Here is an 18,416-nt window from a genome sequence, read left to right as displayed (position 1 = left end):
TCATAAGCGGATTAGCTATAGTTTTGATACAGAATTTCATATTTGATTTTATGTGTATTAAAAAAATTACCTCATTAATTCTATTCCTTTCCGGCTCTATTGGTTGTTTTGCGCAAGACCTATCTCTGGTAGATGCTATTGATATAGGCATTCAGAATTATGGTGCAATCAAATCAAAAGTAAAGTATGCAAGTGCTTCAGAGGAAACGTTGAAACAAGCAAGGCTTGACTACTTACCGGATATCAATATTTCAGCCCAACAAACTTATGGTACAGTCAATGGACAGTATGGATCATTTTATGGGATGATAGGTAATGCAGCTGCATCAGGTCCCTCCTTAACAGAGCAAAACTGGAATGCAGCATTTGGTGCCCAATACTTGAGCAATGTTAATTGGGATTTTTACACATTCGGTAAAGTAAAGCAAAAGATAAATCTAGAAAAAATTAATGTTGGACTTAAAGAACAAGATCTGGAGCAAGAAAAATTTGAATTAAAAATTAAAATTACTTCTGCTTATTTAAACTTGTTAGCGAGTCAACGCATGGTGATCTCTCAGCAGAAAAATCTTGAGCGGGCTAAAGTTTTCCTAACCACTGCTACAGCTCGGGTAAAAAACGGATTGCAGGCAGGTGTAGACTCCACAATGGCCACTGCTGAAGTATCTAAAGCCAAGATAGCTTTAAACCAAGCTAGGTTTCAAGTGAAGGAATTTAACAATCGGTTGATTGATTTAATGGGAGTATCATCTTTAGATTTTACAGCTGACACCTTATTTGTAAGCCAAATTCCAAAACAGTTGTTAATCGATATAGATGGTGTACATGAAACCCATCCATCGCTTAAGTTTTTGCAGACCAAGGTAGATTTCAGCAATCAACAAGTGAAATTATCGAAGCGGTTCTATTATCCAAGTATGAGTATTTTTGGAGTTTTTCAATCCCGTGCTTCAGGGTTTAATTCCAATTATTCCCAAGACCAAAATGCCTTTACAAAAAACTATTGGGATGGTGTCCAGCCCAGCAGAAGCAATTATCTTTTTGGCGCAAGTATTTCTTGGAACCTGTCAACACCATTTAGAATAAAGAAGCAAGTAAAAGCGCAAGAGTTTATTGCTGAAGGGGTTCAGGAAGAATACAATCAATTGGAAAGAGAAATTCAATCACAGTTAAAATTGGCCGATGAACAAATTAAAATTGCCATGGAAAATTATTCCGAGGCTCCGGTGCAAGTCAAAGCAGCAGCTCAGGCTTATAGGCAGAAAATGACCTTGTACCAAAACGGGTTGACCACTTTAACTGATTTGACACAAGCTTTGTACTTGTTAAATCGTGCTGAAATTGACCGTGATATAGTCAACACTAATGTATGGCAATCTTACTTGGTAAAAGTTGCCGCCATTGGTGATTTCGAATTATTTATAAAAGAATTTTAATTAAATCAAATGAATTTAATACGTTTTGCTCTTCGCAAACCCATTTCAATTTTGGTTCTGGTTGCCGGGGTGTTTTTCTTTGGCATAGGTGCCGTTAAAGATATCAAGATAGATATTTTACCTAAAATGAATTTGCCGGTAATCTATATTGCCCATCCATTTGGAGGGTATACTCCTGATCAAATGGAGTCTTATTTTGCCAAGGGCTATATCAATATTTTATCATTTGCTAATGGAGTAAAATCTATTGAAACGAAAAATATTCAGGGTCTGATGATCATGAAGTTGACCTATTATGAAAACACCAATATGGCTCAGGCAGCTGCAGAGCTTACCGCTCTTGCCAATAGGATTCAGGTGATTTTCCCTCCGGGGACTCAACCTCCATTTATTATCCGATTTGATGCTTCTTCATTGCCTGTAGGTCAATTGGTTTTGGGAAGTAAAATCAGATCAAATAATGAACTGCAAGATTTTGCCAATTATTATGTGAGGGCGAATTTTACGTCTATACCGGGACTCCTTTCCCCGGCTCCTTTTGGAGGTAGTCCCCGAACCATTGAGGTAAATGTCAACCCTGACCTATTAAGGTCCCATAATTTAACACCCGATCAAATTGTAGAAGCCATTCGTTTAAACAACCAAACAGCTCCATCAGGAAACGTGAGGATTGGAAATTTAAATTACATAACCCCTACGAATACGAGTATTAAGGATATTAAAGATTTTGAAAAAATACCTCTGTTCAAAGGCGCTGTTCAAAACCTTACATTAGGTGATGTGGCCACTGTAAAGGATGGGGCAGATGTAACCAGTGGTTATGTTTTGGTCAATGGAAAAAGATCGGTTTATATCAATATTGCCAAAGCTGCCGATGCCTCTACTTGGGAGGTGGTAAATAAATTAAAAGCGGAACTACCTAAGATCCAGAGTACATTGCCGGAAGACATAACTCTATCTTATGAATTTGACCAATCCGTTTATGTGATTAATTCAGTCAAAAGCTTAGTGACAGAAGGGGTTATTGGTGCAGTGCTTACCGGTTTGATGGTGCTTTTATTTTTGGGTGATAAAAGGGCCGCATTTATAGTGATCATGACCATCCCAATTTCTATAATCGCAGGGGTTTTATTTCTAAAATTGTTTGGTCAGACCATTAATTTAATGACTTTAAGTGGTTTGGCTTTGGCCATAGGTATTTTGGTAGATGAAAGTACTGTAACCATTGAAAATATACACCAACACCTTGATATGGGCAAACCTAAAGCGCTTGCCATTTGGGATGCCTGTAAAGAAATTGCACTGCCCAAATTGCTTATCTTATTAAGTATCCTAGCTGTATTTGCCCCAGCCTTTACGATGGCCGGTATACCTGGAGCCTTGTTTCTGCCTTTAGCCATGGCCATAGGGTTTTCTATGATTGTTTCTTTTTTACTTTCTCAAACATTTGTACCTGTATTGGCCAACTGGTTGATGAAAGAGCATCCCAAGATCGCTCATTCTGCGGGTTTCTCAGATGATGAAACAATTATTAATGCCAAAGGAATAGACCTCGGGTCTGAAAGAAATACCATCGATCAGAAAAAAGAAATGGCTGAGCGGGAAGATTTAAATAGTGATGGGAAAATTAGTTTTTTTGAACGCTTTCGCATAAAATTTATCCATTTCTTAGATAGGTTGTTTCCTTTCAGGAAAGCCACAACCCTCATTTATCTTTTAGGGATTTCCTTGCTTGCAGGTTTGCTACTCATAACTATAGGGAAAGATGTTTTTCCTAAGGTGAATTCTAGCCAATTTCAACTTAGATTGCGGGCACCTGATGGGACGCGCATTGAGCGGACAGAAGAGATGGCAATTCTTTTGTTGGATGAACTGAATGAAATGGTTGGTGAAGAACACATTGGGATTTCCTCAGTATATGTAGGACAGCATCCTTCGCAATTTTCAATCAATCCAATTTACCTTTTTACTGCCGGGTCCCATGAAGCTGTCTTTCAAGTCAGTTTAAAAGACTATGAAGTAGACATGGATGATTTTAAAGATGAATTGCGAAAAAGAGCACATGTCATACTTCCTGAAGTAAAATTATCTTTCGAACCCATAGAATTGACGGATAAAGTTCTGAGTCAAGGATCTCCTACACCAATTGAGGTGAGGGTGGCAGGAAAAGATAAAAAACGGAATGAAGTTTATGCCAAAAAGTTGATTGAAAGGCTAGAAAAAATACCTTATTTGCGAGACGTACAGATTGGGCAACCCATTCATTACCCCGCAATGGACATTGAAATCGATCGTACCAGAGCGGCGGAATTGGGTGTGGATATGGATGATGTTTCTCGTTCATTGATTGCTTCCACTTCATCTTCAAGGTATACGGAAAAAAACAGTTGGATTGATGAAAAGTCCGGGATTTCTGTTTCTGTTCAAGTGCAGGTACCTTTAAATCAAATGAAAAGCAAGTCGGATATTGGTGAAATTCCATTGATGAAAAATGCTATTCGACCGGTACTAAGCGATGTTGCCACAATTACTCCTACTACTGTTAATGGAGAAAATGATAATGTAGGGGCAATGCCTTATATTACCGTAACAGCTAATATCCATCAAACAGATTTGGGAACAGCATCCAATGATGTTTCTGCAGCAATTGGGTCTATTGGAGAGTTGCCACGTGGCTTATTTATGGAAACCATAGGAATGAGCAAAGTATTAACTGACACCCTGAGTAGCTTGCAGGTAGGTTTGTTTGTAGCGATTGTTTTAATATTCTTAATGCTAGCCGCAAATTTTCAATCCTTCAGAATTTCTTTTGTGATTTTGACAACTGTTCCTGCGGTAGTATTGGGTGCTTTATTAATGTTAACCCTTACAGGGTCCACACTTAATCTCCAGTCTTACATGGGAATAATCATGTCAGTTGGTGTTTCTATTGCCAATGCCATTCTTTTGGTTACCAATGCAGAACAGCTGAGGCTTGTAAACGGAAACGCCTTGGATTCGGCCAAAGAAGCAGCTGCTTTGCGACTTCGCCCCATCATCATGACGAGTGTGGCAATGATCGCAGGGATGTTACCCATGGCCATTGGGCATGGAGAAGGAGGAGATCAGGTTTCACCTTTAGGTAGGGCAGTTATTGGAGGGTTACTTTTTTCAACCTTTACGGTTTTACTCATATTACCTTTAATATTTGCTTGGGCACAAGAAAAAGCAAGTACAAACTCCGTTTCCTTAGACCCAGAAGACCAGGAAAGCATACATTATATACCGGTAATAAAATCAAAAAATGAAAACTAAAACAACTCAATCACTTATTTCGCTTTTTGTAGGCTTCCTTTTCATTAGCAGTTGTACTTCAAACAAGGCAGAGGTTTTTGTTGAGGAAACACCTAGAATTGAAACCTTTTCTCTGGAAAAAGGGAAGTTGACTACAAAATTACGCTTGCCTGCAGAATTGACCGGTTTTCAACAGGTGGATATTTATGCAAAAGTAAGCAGTTATGTTAAAGACTTAAAAGTAGATATTGGGACGAAGGTGATCAAAGGGTCTTCACTAGTGGTATTGGAGGCCCCGGAAATCAACTCTCAATTAGCAGCTGCAGAATCCAAGTTGAAAGCTATGGAAGCCATTTATAAGACAAGTGAAAGTACTTATAATCGTCTTTTTAAAACCAGCGAGGTGGAAGGAACCGTTTCCACCAATGACCTGGAAATGGCAATGGGAAAAAAGAATCGGATTTTGCCCAATATCAAGCGGCAGTGGCAGCCCATAAGGAAGTAAAGGTGATGCAAAGTTACCTTCACATTATTGCTCCTTTTGATGGTGTTGTTGCCACTCGGAATGTTAATCTAGGTGCATATGTAGGCCCTGCAGGAAAAGGTTCAGATATGCCTTTGCTAACCATACAGCAACAAGATAAATTGAGGTTAGCTGTAGCCATTCCCGAACTATTTACCGGATATTTAAAGGAAGGAGATGAAGTCAGCTTTCAGGTGAAGTCTCTACCGGACACATTTCAAGGTACCGTAGCAAGGATGTCTGGAGCATTGGATCTTAAGCTACGGTCTGAGCGTGTGGAAATGGATATTGACAATTTGGACGGAAAACTACTGCCGGGTATGGTGGCTGAAGTGAATCTATCTCTGAATGCCAAAGACAGTACATTTGTAGTTCCTAGCTCTGCTTTAATGGATTCCGCCGAAGGTCAATTTGTGATAAAGGTAGATGAAAACCAAAAAGCCTTACGTATTCCGGTAAGTGTAGGAAGAGACTCAGATGGATTCTTTGAGGTTTTTGGAGATTTGAAATTGAAGGAAAAGCTAGTTTTGGAAGCAAGTGAGGAGATAAAGGATGGAGACTTTATCAATGAATAAGAATTATTGACCAACTATGTTTATTACCTGTAAAAGGGCATAGCTGTAAAAAGTTATGCCCTTTTTTTAATTAACAATAAGATGAGCAAACTTATTGCAACTTTCAGGCTTGAATCAGAGGCTTAAACCCGGATTATGTAATAGGATTTCTCCGCCCTGACTGTCAGGGGTGATAGCCTGTCCCGTGTTTACGGGAAGTGTTGCAATCGCAGGACATCAGGCTGTTTGGAGATTTTAGCATAGCACCCCTATGGTGAAATTGAAAAAGCAAGGAAGTAGCTGATTTTGAGGCGATTTCAGCACGTAATAGATTGTCTATTGCATATTTCGTGTTAATTTTTGTAATGTTAGTCCCCCTTAAAGGAAGCATAAAAAGCACTGATTTAAATATTTTTGTTAACCACAAGTTCGTAGAAAAAGTCCTTGTAATTCCCTCCAATGGTGATGTGCAGATCCTTGTCAATAAGTTTAACTTTGTTGCGACTTATAATCTCAATCTGATTGACTGAAACAATATAGGATTTATGGATTCGAATAAAGCCTTTGGAAAAGAGGCTCATTTCATAATGCTTGATGGAGTTTAGGGTTAGTATGGGCTGTTCTTTACCAATTAGATATATTTTCACATAATCCTTGTACCCTTGCAAGTAGGCAATGTCTTTTAATTCCACTTTAATGGTGAAATGCTCTACTTTAACAAAAATAAACTTGGAAGATTCATCATTTAGTTGATCTTGAAAACTTGGTTGGAGGCTAGTGGTAGGCTTGACTTCAGGAATATGGATTACCTTACTTACTGACTGAAAAAATCTACTGAAACTGATGGGCTTTAATAAATAGTCAATGGCATTGATTTCAAATCCTTTTACCGCATATTCACTATAGGCAGTAGTAAATATTACTTTGGGTTTGTTGGAAAGGCTTTCATAAAATTTAATGCCATTGATATCCGGCATGTTGATATCTAAAAAAATTAATTGGATGTCATCATGTACGATGCAATCTAATGCCTTTAAAGGAGAGTCAAACCTACCTTTTAATTCTAACATGGGCATTCTAGAGATATAATCTTCTAAAATATCCAAAGCCAATACCTCATCGTCAATGATTATACAATTTATTTTCATTTCTTTATTTTTAGAAAAGACTTAAATGTACTGTTTTCATAAATCTGCCTAAAGCTGTGTTTACCAGGGTACAGTAATTCCAATCTTTTCTTTAAATTCTCAAGCCCTACACCGGTTTTGTTGGTATTAATATTTTCATCATCCCTTTTACCCACGCTATTGATAACGGAAAGCGCTATTTCATCGTTGTTTTCTGTAAAGGAAATTAAGATAAAGGATGGGGTGACATAACTGATCCCATGTTTAAATGCATTTTCAATTAAAGTGATGAAAAGAAGGGGTTCTACAGCATAATTTTCATTCAATAAGGAAAAATAACATTTAATTTGAGGTGCATTACTATCCGAAAATTTGAGTTTCTCGAGGTTTATGTAATTTTTTATAAAATCTATTTCTTGGTGAATAGGTACTTTTTCTTTTCCGGACTCGTACAATACATACCTTAACATGTTTGACAGTAACATGATGGACGGGGTAGTGTTCTCTGATTTCTTACTTGCCAACGAATAAATATTATTTAGGGCATTGAACAGAAAATGAGGATTAAATTGATTCTTTAAAAAGCTAAGTTCCTTGATGATTTTTTGTCTTTCTAATTCATCATATCTTTTGTGCTCCTGTTCAAATTTGGCAATCAGTTCTATGGCAGTTCCCAACGCCATAATTAAAACGAATCTGAAAATAGAAGGAAATAAAAAACATTTGGTTTCTTCTCATCTGAAACCTTGGAGGAGGACGATCGCCTTCTATGGGAATAAAATCGAAAAAGGTATATTGAAAAAATAAGAATAAGGCTAAAAAAAGGAGGATAAATAGGGCGTATTTTAAATATTTCCTTTCGAAAATTAATTTTGGGATCAACCAAATTATATTGATCAGATAGAAAATTACAATGCTACTATTGGGAATACTTAGGTGAAAGTTTGGCCTGATTACCTCGCTTTTATTGGAAATAACAAAAAATACTGGGAATAATATTATTCCCAGTATTAAGACATGAACCAATGTCTTTAAAATTATTTTTTTCAATTTGAAGCATTTATATGGCTTTGATAAATTTAATCCTCTTCATCATAATAAACAAAAGGCTGAAATTCATAGATGTCATCAAACCTAAGACTAGAACTTCTTCCCAATAAAACGTAAGCCCTACTGTTGACTGAGAAGGCTGAAGCACCCGCTCTATAAACGGCTTCAATTGGTGTTTTTCTTCCCAAGTGTCGTCACTAGGGTGATACTCCCAAGTGCTACCCATCACCGAACCAATAGACCCGGCCACAATATAGCCATAAGAATCAATAGAAAAGGCACTGGCTTCACTTCTTACGATTGCATAGTCGTCACTGTAATCAAGGTCATTTTTCCTCGTCCACTCTAAGGTGTTGCCATCCAAAGCCCAGAAATCATATTCATAAGACCCATTATTAATACCTGTTCCGATATATGCAACATCATCGATTACAAAAACAGATGCTCCTTGACGTTTGGCACCTCCCATAGAGATTATTTGTGTCCAAGAATCGGTAGCAGGATCATACTGCCAAAAATCTTTTTGTTCACTTCCATCATATCCGGTTCCAATATACCCCTTATCAACAAGCGAAAATCCAATGGCATTGTATCGGGCTGTTCCTCCAAAAGAAGCTACTTCCATCCATGTATCAGTTTCAGGATCGTATTCCCAAAAATCATTGAGCTTATTTGTGCCATCATAGCCGGTGCCTACGTAGCCTTTTCCATCGATAGAGAAAGCAACGGCATTGCTCCGTGCTTGTCCGGGAAAATCTGCTTTCTTGATCCAGTAGTCTCCTGTGGCATTGTATTCCCAGAAATCACTCAAATACTCATCTCCGGTATAACCTCCCATAATAAAGGCTCTACTATCTATGGAAAAAGCGGCAGCATTGGAGCGGTTGCTACCTTCGAAATAGGATCTTTGGACCCAGTTGCCTTCCGAAGTTGTTTCATCATCGCTGATGCAACCTCCAAGGAGAAAAACTCCAACAATAGCTCCTATTAACAAACGTGTTTTATTCATAATAATTTAATTTAAAGGAAGAAATACAATATCTAGTTTAATTTTTTGTTGTGTTGAATGAGATGAAAAGGCCAAGTAATTTGTTGTAAAGGAAGTGCTCTGAGGGATGGTTATCCATAATGCATTTCCATTGTCGTAATTTGTGGTTAACTGGCTGTCAATAAAATCCTTTACAGGAATTTCAAAATAGGTGTTTTCCTGAAATTGATCATCAAAAGCAGTCATGCCTATAGTACCTAAAGAACCAATGATTTCGTTGTCTTTATCCACGACATATACACTGATTGAATAGGATGGGGTATTGAAATAATTATTATAAGTTCCCGGCCTCACCGGTAGGTGAAGTATGGCCGAAGAAATAAAGAAACTCTCGGAAATCTCTTTAAGACTTTGGGTTTCCGGGAACTCGATTCTGATTCCTGAATTATAGAGTGGATCCACCATCAAAGTCCCTGAAGTTTCTTCTGAACTTATGTTTGTATAGGCTTCAAAACCTTGAAAAATACCATAGGATTTATCTACTGTCAGGTTAGTGAATTGCTCTGTGCCACTTTGCGCTGTGATTTTAAAGTAGGAATTGGTTTGAGAAATGTCTGTTGAGGCTTTATAATAAAAACCAATATAAGACGTCTCTGCAAATGTCAGTAAAGGCCCCATACCAACCGGCTCAATTCTAAATCCTTTGAAATATTCTTCCAAATCATCATTTGAATCGAAGATAGTGCTACTGGATTTTGATTGCTCAAATAGTTCAAGACCAAACTCGTAGGGGAGTTTGATAGTAAGTGAATCTTTATGAGGTAAAGCCTGAATTGATTTGCTTACCAATGGATTTGAATCGTAGCTAAATGTTTGAAAGTTATAAATATCCCCATCATCATCAGGTTCAGGGCTTTCTAAAAGTTCATAAATATTGAGATCAAAAACAGGGATGGTATCATAGTGGAAGCTTTCGTAGAATAGTACGAGTACTACGGAATCCATTTGCGCTTCATCATTCATCCTGATACTACTTTCTGCCCCGAATTGTACATAAGGTATGGCATCAATCTTTCCCCTAATGGTGTCTTCGTATGAGCCCAATAAAAAACTGCTTCTATCATTGGTTACCAAACTATCCTTGAAATAACTATACAATAGTATATCAGTGCTTTCGATCAAACTGACATCCAGCTGATCATCGTCCTTAATAACCTCAGGCTGGACAAGGATGTCATTTTCAAAACACCCTGTCATTAAAAAAGCCAAAGCAGAAATGCAGAAGTATTTGATTGATCTGAAAATTGATTGCATAGAGTTAATTTTTGCCTCAAACCAAATCAATCTTCTTCGATTAATAAGTTAAAATAGACATAAGTGACAATCTTCTCGACGAAAGGCCCTTTGTTATCTATGATCCTTCAAAAATGGCTTATAGTCTAGTTTTTGCTTTTTGGGCGGTAAAAAAGGGAATTTCGTCTATACAAATTGCCCTTAGGGCTATTATAGAAGCATGTTACATTTTGTAGTCCTAGCTTTCCGAAAAAATCAAAATGACTTTTCCTATTCGATCGCTGTGTTTATGTCTTATGTCCTTGCTGCTAACAGGAAATTTGTTGGCGCAAAGGGGAGATGGTTCCTTATATTCTTCCTACGGAATAGGCTTGATAAATAATGACAATGTAGGACATGCTGCAAGGCTTGGAGGCACAGGTGTGGCAGTACAATCTCCATATTTCTTAAACCTTGTTAACCCCGCCTCCAGTATTGGGATATTTGGAGGGTATAATTTTATGGTCGATGCAGATGTAAAATATCAGATGATGAACATTGCAACCACTGATGAAAATGTTGATGTGAATAGGACTAATCTGTCTCATGTTGCCTTTTGGTTGAAGATTTCCAATAAATCTGCTTTAAACTTTGGAATTACTCCCATAAGTAGTGTAGATAACAGTTTTATGGAAACCACTTATTTTGTGGGGTCTGATGATCCTTATTCTAAGTTGACTAAGAATTACGGCGACATAAGTAAAGTTTATATTAATTATGCTTATGCATTACATCCACGCCTCTCATTAGGGATTAGGCCATATTATGCCTTTGGTGTAATTAATAATAATAATTCATATGCCATAGAAGGTGATGGTGACGGCTCCATAGATGACTTTCAATTGAACATAAAAAATAGCTATAGTGGTGCAGGAGTGGATGTGGGTTTACAATATGTAGCCTATCAAAATAAAGATAAAAAGTTATTGATGGGCTTGGTATATCAAGCTCCTGCTTATATGGTGGAAACCATTTCTGAAGAAATTCAACTTTCCGGCTCAGACACCTTGTTGTTTGAATCTACAGGTGACAAGGAAAAAATAGATTTCTATCAAACATTTAAAGCAGGATTATCTTATCAAAATAAAAGTTGGATTTTTGCCGCAGATTATACCTACAAACTATTTCCTGATTCTTGGGAGGATTATATACCAGCTCATCAAGTTAACTTAGGAATTGAGTATGTGCCTATTTCAAGTGGCTATCGATATCCTCAAAAATTGAGTTATGCAGCAGGTGCTTACTATGATACCGGTAACTATCAATTTCAAAATCAAGCAGTAGATCGTTGGGGACTTACTGCCGGAATTGGGATTCCTATCCAAGGGTTCACAAGGTTGAATTTATCTTACCAGTTTGAAAAACAAGGAAGCACTTCGTTACTTTCAAGAGAGACAACCCATGGTATTGTATTGAATATTAACCTAGCAGATATTTGGTTTCAAAAGGTTGGTTACAAATAAAATTATTTAACAAAATGTGCCTTAAATTCTAATTGATTAAAAATGAAAATTGCCTTAACACTCCTTTATTCTATTCTTATAAGTTCATTTACCTTTTATGATTATAATCAAACTACCCTTAATTTAAGTAATTTGAATTTTGACCTTGGAGGAGATGTGCGGGTTCAGGTGTTTAAAAAACAACCAATAAATTTGATGGTGGAATTGGAGCCTGTTGAAAAAATTCAGGTACCGTTGGAAATAGCCTCACATATTAAACTTCCGGCCTTGGAACCTGGAGAATACATGATTACTGTTTTTCATGATAGCAATAAAAATGGCAAAATGGATTACTCTCTTTTGGGAAAACCAAAGGAAGGATATGGGCTATCGGGAGAATTTTATTGTGGAAACAAGAATGCTAAACCTGAGTCCTATTACGTTTATTTAAATTCCGGAAATCAACAACTCTCCATTAACGTCTGTTATTAGGCCATCTTTTAACGAAATACGGAAAGAAAAAAACCACCAACCACCACCCACTCACTTCCTAACAGATCACGCAATCGCCCCCTCAGCAATCACTCCTTCACCTCATCAATCTTTTTGATATCCTTCCAGTAGACCCTATTTTTTTACATATTACCATTTTTTTAAAGTAAAAGGTTTTGCATTTGCCCCTAATTATTAAAAACCCTTCTATATTTACAGAAAAGGCAATTTACCTTGAACTTAAGTATAATCTAAGTTGATGTGCAAATTGACACCATTTCAAATCCACTTAAAAAACAACCATGAATAGTAAGCATAAGCTATGGAGTACATCTCTTGTACTGGCAGGAATATCATTATTAGGAATTATTTTTATGCTTGTATTGGCCAACAATGAATTGGCAGGATTACTTGTGTTGGTTTTTTTTACTTTTCTGTTGATTGGGATGCAAGGCTTTTCACGATTAAAAGGCTTTTCCTTTACGGTATGGGTTATTGCAGCTGTAGCCATAAGCATGGTTTATCCTGGTTATATAACTGAAGTAGGAGGGTACCATACAGAGGGATTTATAGTGCCTTTAATACAACTGATCATGTTTGGTATGGGGACTACCATGGGCATAAAGGATTTTCAAGGGGTCCTTAAAATGCCTAGAGGGGTAATTGTAGGGTTGATTTCTCAATTTACCATTATGCCAATTTTGGCTATTAGCTTGGCTCTACTTATGGGCTTCCCGCCAGAAATAGCTGCAGGAATTGTTCTTATAGGTTCATCACCAAGTGGTGTTTCTTCTAATATTATCACTTTTTTGGCCAAAGGAAACCTTGCCTTATCCATAACTTTAACTGCTTTTACCACAATATTAGCTCCTTTTTTAACTCCAATGTTAATGAAACTTTTGGCTGGACAGTTTATTCCAATTGACTCTTTTCAGATGATGATTAGTATTATCAAAATGATATTTGTTCCCATAGTGGCGGGTATGGTTTTCAACAAAATTTTTAAAAACAAGGCCGGGTGGGTGCATACTTCTATGCCTTTTGTGGCCATGGCTGCCAATGTTATAATAATCGCTGTAATTGTTGCAGCAGGTCGCGACAGCCTTTTGGAAATTGGTCTATTGCTTTTGCTTGCAGCCATAATTCATAATGCAAGTGGATATGTATTAGGATATTGGGGTTGTAGATTATTCAAGATGAATAAAGTTGACAGCAGAACCATAGCTATTGAAGTAGGGATGCAGAATGGAGGGATGGCGGCAGGAATAGCTTCTGAGTTAGGGAAAGCGGCTACTTTAGGTCTTTTTCCTGCTATTTTTGGCACTTGGATGGATATATCAGGATCGTTCCTCGCCAACTGGTGGCGCACAGCTCCAACTGGTGAAAATGATGTTTCAAAACTTACAGAAACCCCTCAACCATTAAAAGAAATTGAAAAATAATGCCTGATTTTTGAGTAACTAGTAGGATCAAAATGAATATTAATTAACAGAACGGAGGCAAAGATCATACTTCAATTGACTAAACTTTGTTTATAATAGAAGCTTTTTGATCGGTCCCAATGTGCTAAAATGCTTTTAAATGAAATCGCCCTCTTGGTATTACCAAAAGGGCGATTATCTTTAATCTGAATATGTTGTAGGATTTATATTGATTGTACTGAACTTTTTCAGCTAGGGTTTAAAATCCTGTAAAATCAGCCTGTTCAGAAATTTTAGCAAAGCATCACAATGATTAAATTGTAAGCGACTGGTTTGGTATTTATCCTTTAAAAGTGAGCAACTAATAATCTCCCATGCCAAACATTCCTTTACGTGCTCTTTTGAAGGTAAACCAAGTAGGGTTAACAGCGGTTGAACCTGGACTGTCTACTTGTATTAATTTTGAAGCAAATGGTTTATAAGCAGCATGTGGGGCAATATTACCTTTTGCTACGATTATTTTTTGGCGCTTTACATATACTCCATTAGATATTAATTGATGGGCACTGTTTGGGCTAGAGGCCAAAGTGGTTAATAACACCAAGTTAGGTTCATCCAAAGTTGATCCTTCCAATTGAATAACGGCAGTGTGTCCCATGTTCCAATATCGTCCGCCTCCATGACGTACCTCAGTTTCCAAATATCGACCTACATTAAGCGAGCGAACATGGCCTTTTATGCGAACAGGTTTACCATGCATGTCATCAGTTTTTCCGCCTACTTCAAAATCAAAATCATTTCCAACTCCGGCTTTTTCAGCAACGGCATAAGCCTCCGGATCAGCTATAACCATCACCCATCCTTGAGCGCCTTGTTTGATTAATTCTTCCAATAAAAATGAACTATCACCGGTGGATCCACCTCCAATATTGTCTCCCATATCTATCAAGACAACAGGTCGTCCATCATGCTCCATGGCCATTTTCACAGCCTCTGCAGGTTGAGGGCTTTTGAGTACAGTTTCATGGCGGGTATCCCACAATTTATCAGAAAGTCTTTGGGCTTCCTTTTGTGCGAGCTCAGCATCATTGTCTGTGACAACAATGACTGATGGACCCATCCAAGGTACATCAGCGTATTGGTAGCCTCCGGCAACGCTCACAGAAAGGATTTTATCATTTTTCTCCATTTCCTTACTCTCTGTTGTTATAGGCAATAAAGGATTAGAAAAAGTACTTTGATATACAATGTTGTATACCATTGGCGCTTTTACAATTGCTTGCGTTGGTTTGAGTCCTTCTTTAACCATTTCGGACATTATCTTTGCAGCTTGTAAACCTCGGTCAAATGTGTCTAGATGTGGATTTTCTTTGAAGGTGATCAATACATTTGAATATTGCACCAACTCAGGAGTGACATTGGCATGGAAATCATGAGTAACAATTATGGGCATTTCAGGGCCAAAAGTTTCCCGAACTCTTTTGACAATTTCTTCATCACCACTCGGGTAGCTTTCCACCACCATTGCCCCATGTAAGTTAAGCAGTATGCCATCCAATTTTGGTCCGGCCTTTAATTGCTTTAAAATCTCATCCATCATTGTATTGAAGGCGTCGTCAGTAACAGGCCCCATAGGTCTTGCTCTGGTGACCACGGTAGGATAAAGTTCTAAGCCAAATTGTTTAGCTCCTTCTATATAACCTGAACTTATGGTTTGAGAATTGGCAAAGGAGAAGAATTTTTTAGACAGTTCTTCTTGAGACTCTCCCTGTTTGAAATCAAATAAATCAAGCGTCGTTAATTGACTGCTGAAAGAATTTGATTCGTGGGCAATTCCAGCTACCCCTATTATTGGTTTTTTTTGTGCATTGGCTGTCAATAAGAAAAGCAGCGCGAGTGGTAAAACTAATGTAATTCTTAAGAAAGTGGATTTTTTCATTTTGGTTTTTTATAAGCTTTAAACCATTTATTAAATGATTTAAAAAGGTGGTTGTTTAAAGTAAATTCACCAATAATACCGTTTATTTCCTTAAAATTCAATGTTTTTAAGGGATATGTTTCAGATGTTCATTGTTACCAATTTCTTATAAATTTAGTAATTGGAGTCAGAACATTGCGAATCTATAATTTAGGTTTTGGTGATTATATTTATTTTTTTGAATAAAGAAAAGGCCTTTCGGTTTCCCTTTCATCTTCAATCTATTTTGGTAAGGAGGATATTTCCAATCTTTACAAATTTTTTTACCCCATAATTACCGTAGAAATAATAAAACATTAAAAAGATACTTTCATTGTAGCCAACTTTTTGAAGTTTTACATATATTCAGGCAATAAAACCTATTTTGACAACTATTTTCTTTGAAGTCTAGAGAGGTTGGCTTGCAAAATTTTATTTTTTGTATAAGCCAAAGTTACTAACCAAAATTTAGCTCAAACCATTAATTTCATGAAAGCAATAATTTTCTATTTATCATTGTTAACCTTACCGTTATTCTACAGTCACCTAAATAAGGTAACGACAAATCCTGAAAAGAGCGAAATCACCTCCAAGAACGAAGAAGCAGAGTATGTGGTGAAAAAGCTAAAGAAGGATTCAAATCCAATTGATGCTAATTGGGACAAGGCACAGTGGAAAGGAATTAAGGCGATCAGCCTTGATTACAATATGGGGAAGCAACCTAAGTTCCTTCCCAAAGTATGGGCAAAATTGATGTACGATGAGGAGAATATTTATGGGATTTTCAAAGTAGAAGATCGATATGTACGCTCAATAGTACAAGAATACAATGGAAATGTGTCGGGAGACTCTTGTGTGGAATTTTTCTTTTCACCGGATTCTGAGAAACCTCTTAGTTACTTTAATCTTGAAATCAACGCAGGAGGGACACCTTTGATTTTTTATATAGCTAAACCTTGGGATGATTTTACAAAATTAGGAAAAGAAGATATTGACCAAATTGAAATCGCACACTCTTTGCCGGAGGTGGTAGACCCTGAAATATCTGAGCCAACTACATGGACTATTGAGTATAGAATTCCAATTTCCATGCTGAAAAAACATTCCAATGTTACACAACCTAAAAAAGGCACAGTATGGAAAGCAAATTTTTACAAAACAGGGAGTAGGACCAGCAACCCAAATTTTCTGACTTGGTCATTTGTAGACAACCCAAAACCAAATTTTCATCTGCCTCAGTTTTTTGGCACTTTAAAATTTCAATAAATCCTGATCAACTTTATCTTTTACTTATTAAAAAAATAAAGGTCAGAAAACTATTTAAGCAATTTAATTAATTCACTAATTTAACCACAATCACCAAATGAAACGTCGGGAACTTCTAAGATACCTAGCCATTACGCCCTTACTTCCAGGGCAATTGCTTTCTATCTCCCCAGCCAATGGAGAGCCTTTAATTAAGCAGAATTCTGAAAGAATTCTTCCCAATAAACCCAAAAGAATTGCAGCTATTCTCACTGAATACCGGCCCAATTCTCATGCAGATGTTATCGTTGGGAAATATTTGGAAGGATACAATCAAGATGAAATGGATCCTTATCCTCGATCCAAGATAGTTTCTATTTTTACTGAACAAGTTCCCGAAAATGACATGAGTAGACCTATGGCTAAAAAGCATGGGGTGCCAATATTTGGGACAGTAGCTGATGCACTTACGCTTGGAGGAGATAAACTAGAAGTAGATGCTGTTTTGCTAATAGGAGAGCATGGAGTTTATCCTTCCAACGAAAAGGCACAAAAGCTTTATCCACGTTTTGAAATGTTTTTGAAAATTACGGATGTCTTTAGAGAGATGAAAAAATCTGTACCTGTTTTCAATGACAAGCATTTATCCTATAGTTGGAGGCAAGCCAAACGGATGGTGGACATTTCCAAAGAACTGGATTTCCCTATGTTGGCAGGTTCTTCAGTACCGGTAGCTTGGCGGATTCCTGCAGTTGATACACCGTATGGAGAAGCACAAAAATATGCGGTGGGTATTTCCTATAGCGGGTTGGATATTTATGGTTTTCATTTGTTAGATTCCCTTCAGGCAGTGGTAGAGCGAAGAAAAGGTGGGGAAACAGGGGTGAAAGCTGTGCAGTGTTTGGAAGGAGAAGACTGTTGGGCGTTTTTGGAAAAGAACAAATGGGCCAGTAAGTTGTTTAACGAAGCCATTGCACATAGCCTCACCAAAGTTGAAGGAGATATGAAGGATTTGGTTAAATCGCCTGCAGTTTTTGTTGTGGATTATAATGATGGGCTGAAAGTAGCAGCTTTCCTTTTGACAGGCTTGGTTCAGGATTTTACTATAGCAGTAGAATTGGAAGATAACCCGAAGCCATTTTCTACTTTGATGCGTTTACAAGGTAAACCTCACCATCATTTTGGTTGTCTTGTAAAGAACATTGAAATATTGTTTGAATCAGGAGAGGCCCCATATCCGGTAGAGCGGACCATGCTAAGTAGTGGTATTTTAGATTTTTCTTTAGAGTCTAGGATTCAAGGTCACAAAAAGCTTAAAACACCGCAACTTGCACAGGTCAGTTATCAAACTCCTAATGAGTCTCACTTTTGCTCCACAGGTTGGGACGAAGAAGGTAAAAGATTAGATTGAGCAAAGATTTTAAAATAAAAAAAATATAGAAATAAGGCTTTAATTGAATATCCACGGGTTACCCTCGTGGATTTTTTTACGAATAGCCATTAAAATGAAGGTTAAAAGTTCCTTTACTGAAGCCCCGAATCCTGCAATAAGATTCCTGACCTTTCTCTAGGAGTG

General features: G+C 37.3%; 14 protein-coding genes. 9 read left to right on the top strand and 5 right to left on the bottom strand.

All coding sequences use genetic code 11. The annotated features are described in order from the left end of the window. Positions 1–50 precede the first annotated feature (50 nt). Genes WG932_RS06145 through WG932_RS06130 form a run of 4 tightly spaced genes read left to right on the top strand, consistent with a single transcriptional unit; the run spans position 51 to position 5,807 of the window. Positions 51–1,436: a TolC family protein gene (locus WG932_RS06145; RefSeq protein ID WP_483087346.1), complete on the top strand. Its 1,386-nt coding sequence runs from the start codon at positions 51–53 to the stop codon at positions 1,434–1,436. A 9-nt stretch (positions 1,437–1,445) separates the two neighbouring features. Further along, positions 1,446–4,730 carry an efflux RND transporter permease subunit gene (locus tag WG932_RS06140; RefSeq protein ID WP_483087345.1) on the top strand — a complete coding sequence of 1,095 codons (3,285 nt, stop codon included), beginning with the start codon at positions 1,446–1,448 and terminating at the stop codon, positions 4,728–4,730. After that, positions 4,720–5,214, top strand: a complete 495-nt coding sequence (locus tag WG932_RS06135) for a hypothetical protein (protein WP_483087344.1) — start codon at positions 4,720–4,722, stop codon at positions 5,212–5,214. Before WG932_RS06140 ends, WG932_RS06135 begins: the two co-directional genes overlap by 11 nt. Then, positions 5,193–5,807, top strand: a complete 615-nt coding sequence (locus tag WG932_RS06130; RefSeq protein WP_483087343.1) for an efflux RND transporter periplasmic adaptor subunit — start codon at positions 5,193–5,195, stop codon at positions 5,805–5,807. The genes WG932_RS06135 and WG932_RS06130 overlap by 22 nt, the downstream gene beginning before the upstream one ends. A gap of 383 nt (positions 5,808–6,190) precedes the next feature. Here WG932_RS06130 and WG932_RS06125 read toward each other — a convergent pair whose 3' ends face one another. The 4 genes from WG932_RS06125 to WG932_RS06110 form a co-directional block, all read right to left on the bottom strand. Continuing rightward, positions 6,191–6,934, bottom strand: coding sequence for a LytR/AlgR family response regulator transcription factor (locus WG932_RS06125; RefSeq protein ID WP_483087342.1), 744 nt, complete (start codon positions 6,932–6,934; stop codon positions 6,191–6,193). After that, entirely contained in the window at positions 6,931–7,596 is a 666-nt protein-coding gene (locus WG932_RS06120) for a sensor histidine kinase (RefSeq protein ID WP_242067707.1), read from the bottom strand. The genes WG932_RS06125 and WG932_RS06120 overlap by 4 nt, the downstream gene beginning before the upstream one ends. 377 nt (positions 7,597–7,973) lie before the next feature. Then, complete coding sequence (locus WG932_RS06115; RefSeq protein ID WP_483087341.1) at positions 7,974–8,972, bottom strand: Kelch repeat-containing protein; 999 nt, start codon at positions 8,970–8,972, stop codon at positions 7,974–7,976. 6 nt (positions 8,973–8,978) lie between these two features. After that, positions 8,979–10,265 carry a DUF4270 family protein gene (locus WG932_RS06110; RefSeq protein WP_483087340.1) on the bottom strand — a complete coding sequence of 429 codons (1,287 nt, stop codon included), beginning with the start codon at positions 10,263–10,265 and terminating at the stop codon, positions 8,979–8,981. 239 nt (positions 10,266–10,504) lie between these two features. Here WG932_RS06110 and bamG point away from each other — a divergent pair, with 239 nt between their 5' ends. The 3 genes from bamG (at position 10,505) to WG932_RS06095 (ending at position 13,659) form a co-directional block, all read left to right on the top strand. After that, positions 10,505–11,746, top strand: a complete 1,242-nt coding sequence (gene bamG, locus WG932_RS06105; RefSeq protein ID WP_149394168.1) for a BamG family beta-barrel-assembly machinery protein — start codon at positions 10,505–10,507, stop codon at positions 11,744–11,746. Positions 11,747–11,788: 42 nt separating this feature from the next. Beyond that, complete coding sequence (locus WG932_RS06100) at positions 11,789–12,217, top strand: DUF2141 domain-containing protein (RefSeq protein ID WP_149394167.1); 429 nt, start codon at positions 11,789–11,791, stop codon at positions 12,215–12,217. Between the two features lie 302 nt (positions 12,218–12,519). Continuing rightward, positions 12,520–13,659: a bile acid:sodium symporter family protein gene (locus WG932_RS06095; RefSeq protein ID WP_483087339.1), complete on the top strand. Its 1,140-nt coding sequence runs from the start codon at positions 12,520–12,522 to the stop codon at positions 13,657–13,659. Positions 13,660–13,999: 340 nt separating this feature from the next. On the opposite strand, the gene WG932_RS06090 is transcribed toward WG932_RS06095, so the two are convergent. After that, a complete protein-coding gene (locus WG932_RS06090; protein WP_483087338.1) occupies positions 14,000–15,577 on the bottom strand; it encodes a M81 family metallopeptidase in 1,578 nt (525 codons plus the stop codon). A 507-nt stretch (positions 15,578–16,084) separates the two neighbouring features. Here WG932_RS06090 and WG932_RS06085 point away from each other — a divergent pair. Beyond that, positions 16,085–16,861, top strand: coding sequence for a carbohydrate-binding family 9-like protein (locus WG932_RS06085; RefSeq protein ID WP_483087337.1), 777 nt, complete (start codon positions 16,085–16,087; stop codon positions 16,859–16,861). 97 nt (positions 16,862–16,958) lie between these two features. Then, entirely contained in the window at positions 16,959–18,251 is a 1,293-nt protein-coding gene (locus WG932_RS06080; protein ID WP_149394164.1) for a hypothetical protein, read from the top strand. The last annotated feature ends 165 nt before the right edge of the window (positions 18,252–18,416 follow it).

Source organism: Cyclobacterium sp. SOCE241, assembly GCF_056867545.1.
The sequence above is the reverse complement of the archived record's forward strand: the minus strand, read 5'-3'. Positions and strand labels throughout refer to the sequence as shown.

Coding starts and splice junctions, on each gene's coding strand:
- WG932_RS06145 (WP_483087346.1), top strand. CDS start 51: ATGTGTATTAAAAAAATTACCTCATTAATTCTATTCCTTTCCGGCTCT.
- WG932_RS06140 (WP_483087345.1), top strand. CDS start 1,446: ATGAATTTAATACGTTTTGCTCTTCGCAAACCCATTTCAATTTTGGTT.
- WG932_RS06135 (WP_483087344.1), top strand. CDS start 4,720: ATGAAAACTAAAACAACTCAATCACTTATTTCGCTTTTTGTAGGCTTC.
- WG932_RS06125 (WP_483087342.1), bottom strand. CDS start 6,934: ATGAAAATAAATTGTATAATCATTGACGATGAGGTATTGGCTTTGGAT.
- WG932_RS06120 (WP_242067707.1), bottom strand. CDS start 7,596: ATGGCGTTGGGAACTGCCATAGAACTGATTGCCAAATTTGAACAGGAG.
- WG932_RS06115 (WP_483087341.1), bottom strand. CDS start 8,972: ATGAATAAAACACGTTTGTTAATAGGAGCTATTGTTGGAGTTTTTCTC.
- WG932_RS06110 (WP_483087340.1), bottom strand. CDS start 10,265: ATGCAATCAATTTTCAGATCAATCAAATACTTCTGCATTTCTGCTTTG.
- bamG (WP_149394168.1), top strand. CDS start 10,505: ATGACTTTTCCTATTCGATCGCTGTGTTTATGTCTTATGTCCTTGCTG.
- WG932_RS06100 (WP_149394167.1), top strand. CDS start 11,789: ATGAAAATTGCCTTAACACTCCTTTATTCTATTCTTATAAGTTCATTT.
- WG932_RS06095 (WP_483087339.1), top strand. CDS start 12,520: ATGAATAGTAAGCATAAGCTATGGAGTACATCTCTTGTACTGGCAGGA.
- WG932_RS06090 (WP_483087338.1), bottom strand. CDS start 15,577: ATGAAAAAATCCACTTTCTTAAGAATTACATTAGTTTTACCACTCGCG.
- WG932_RS06085 (WP_483087337.1), top strand. CDS start 16,085: ATGAAAGCAATAATTTTCTATTTATCATTGTTAACCTTACCGTTATTC.
- WG932_RS06080 (WP_149394164.1), top strand. CDS start 16,959: ATGAAACGTCGGGAACTTCTAAGATACCTAGCCATTACGCCCTTACTT.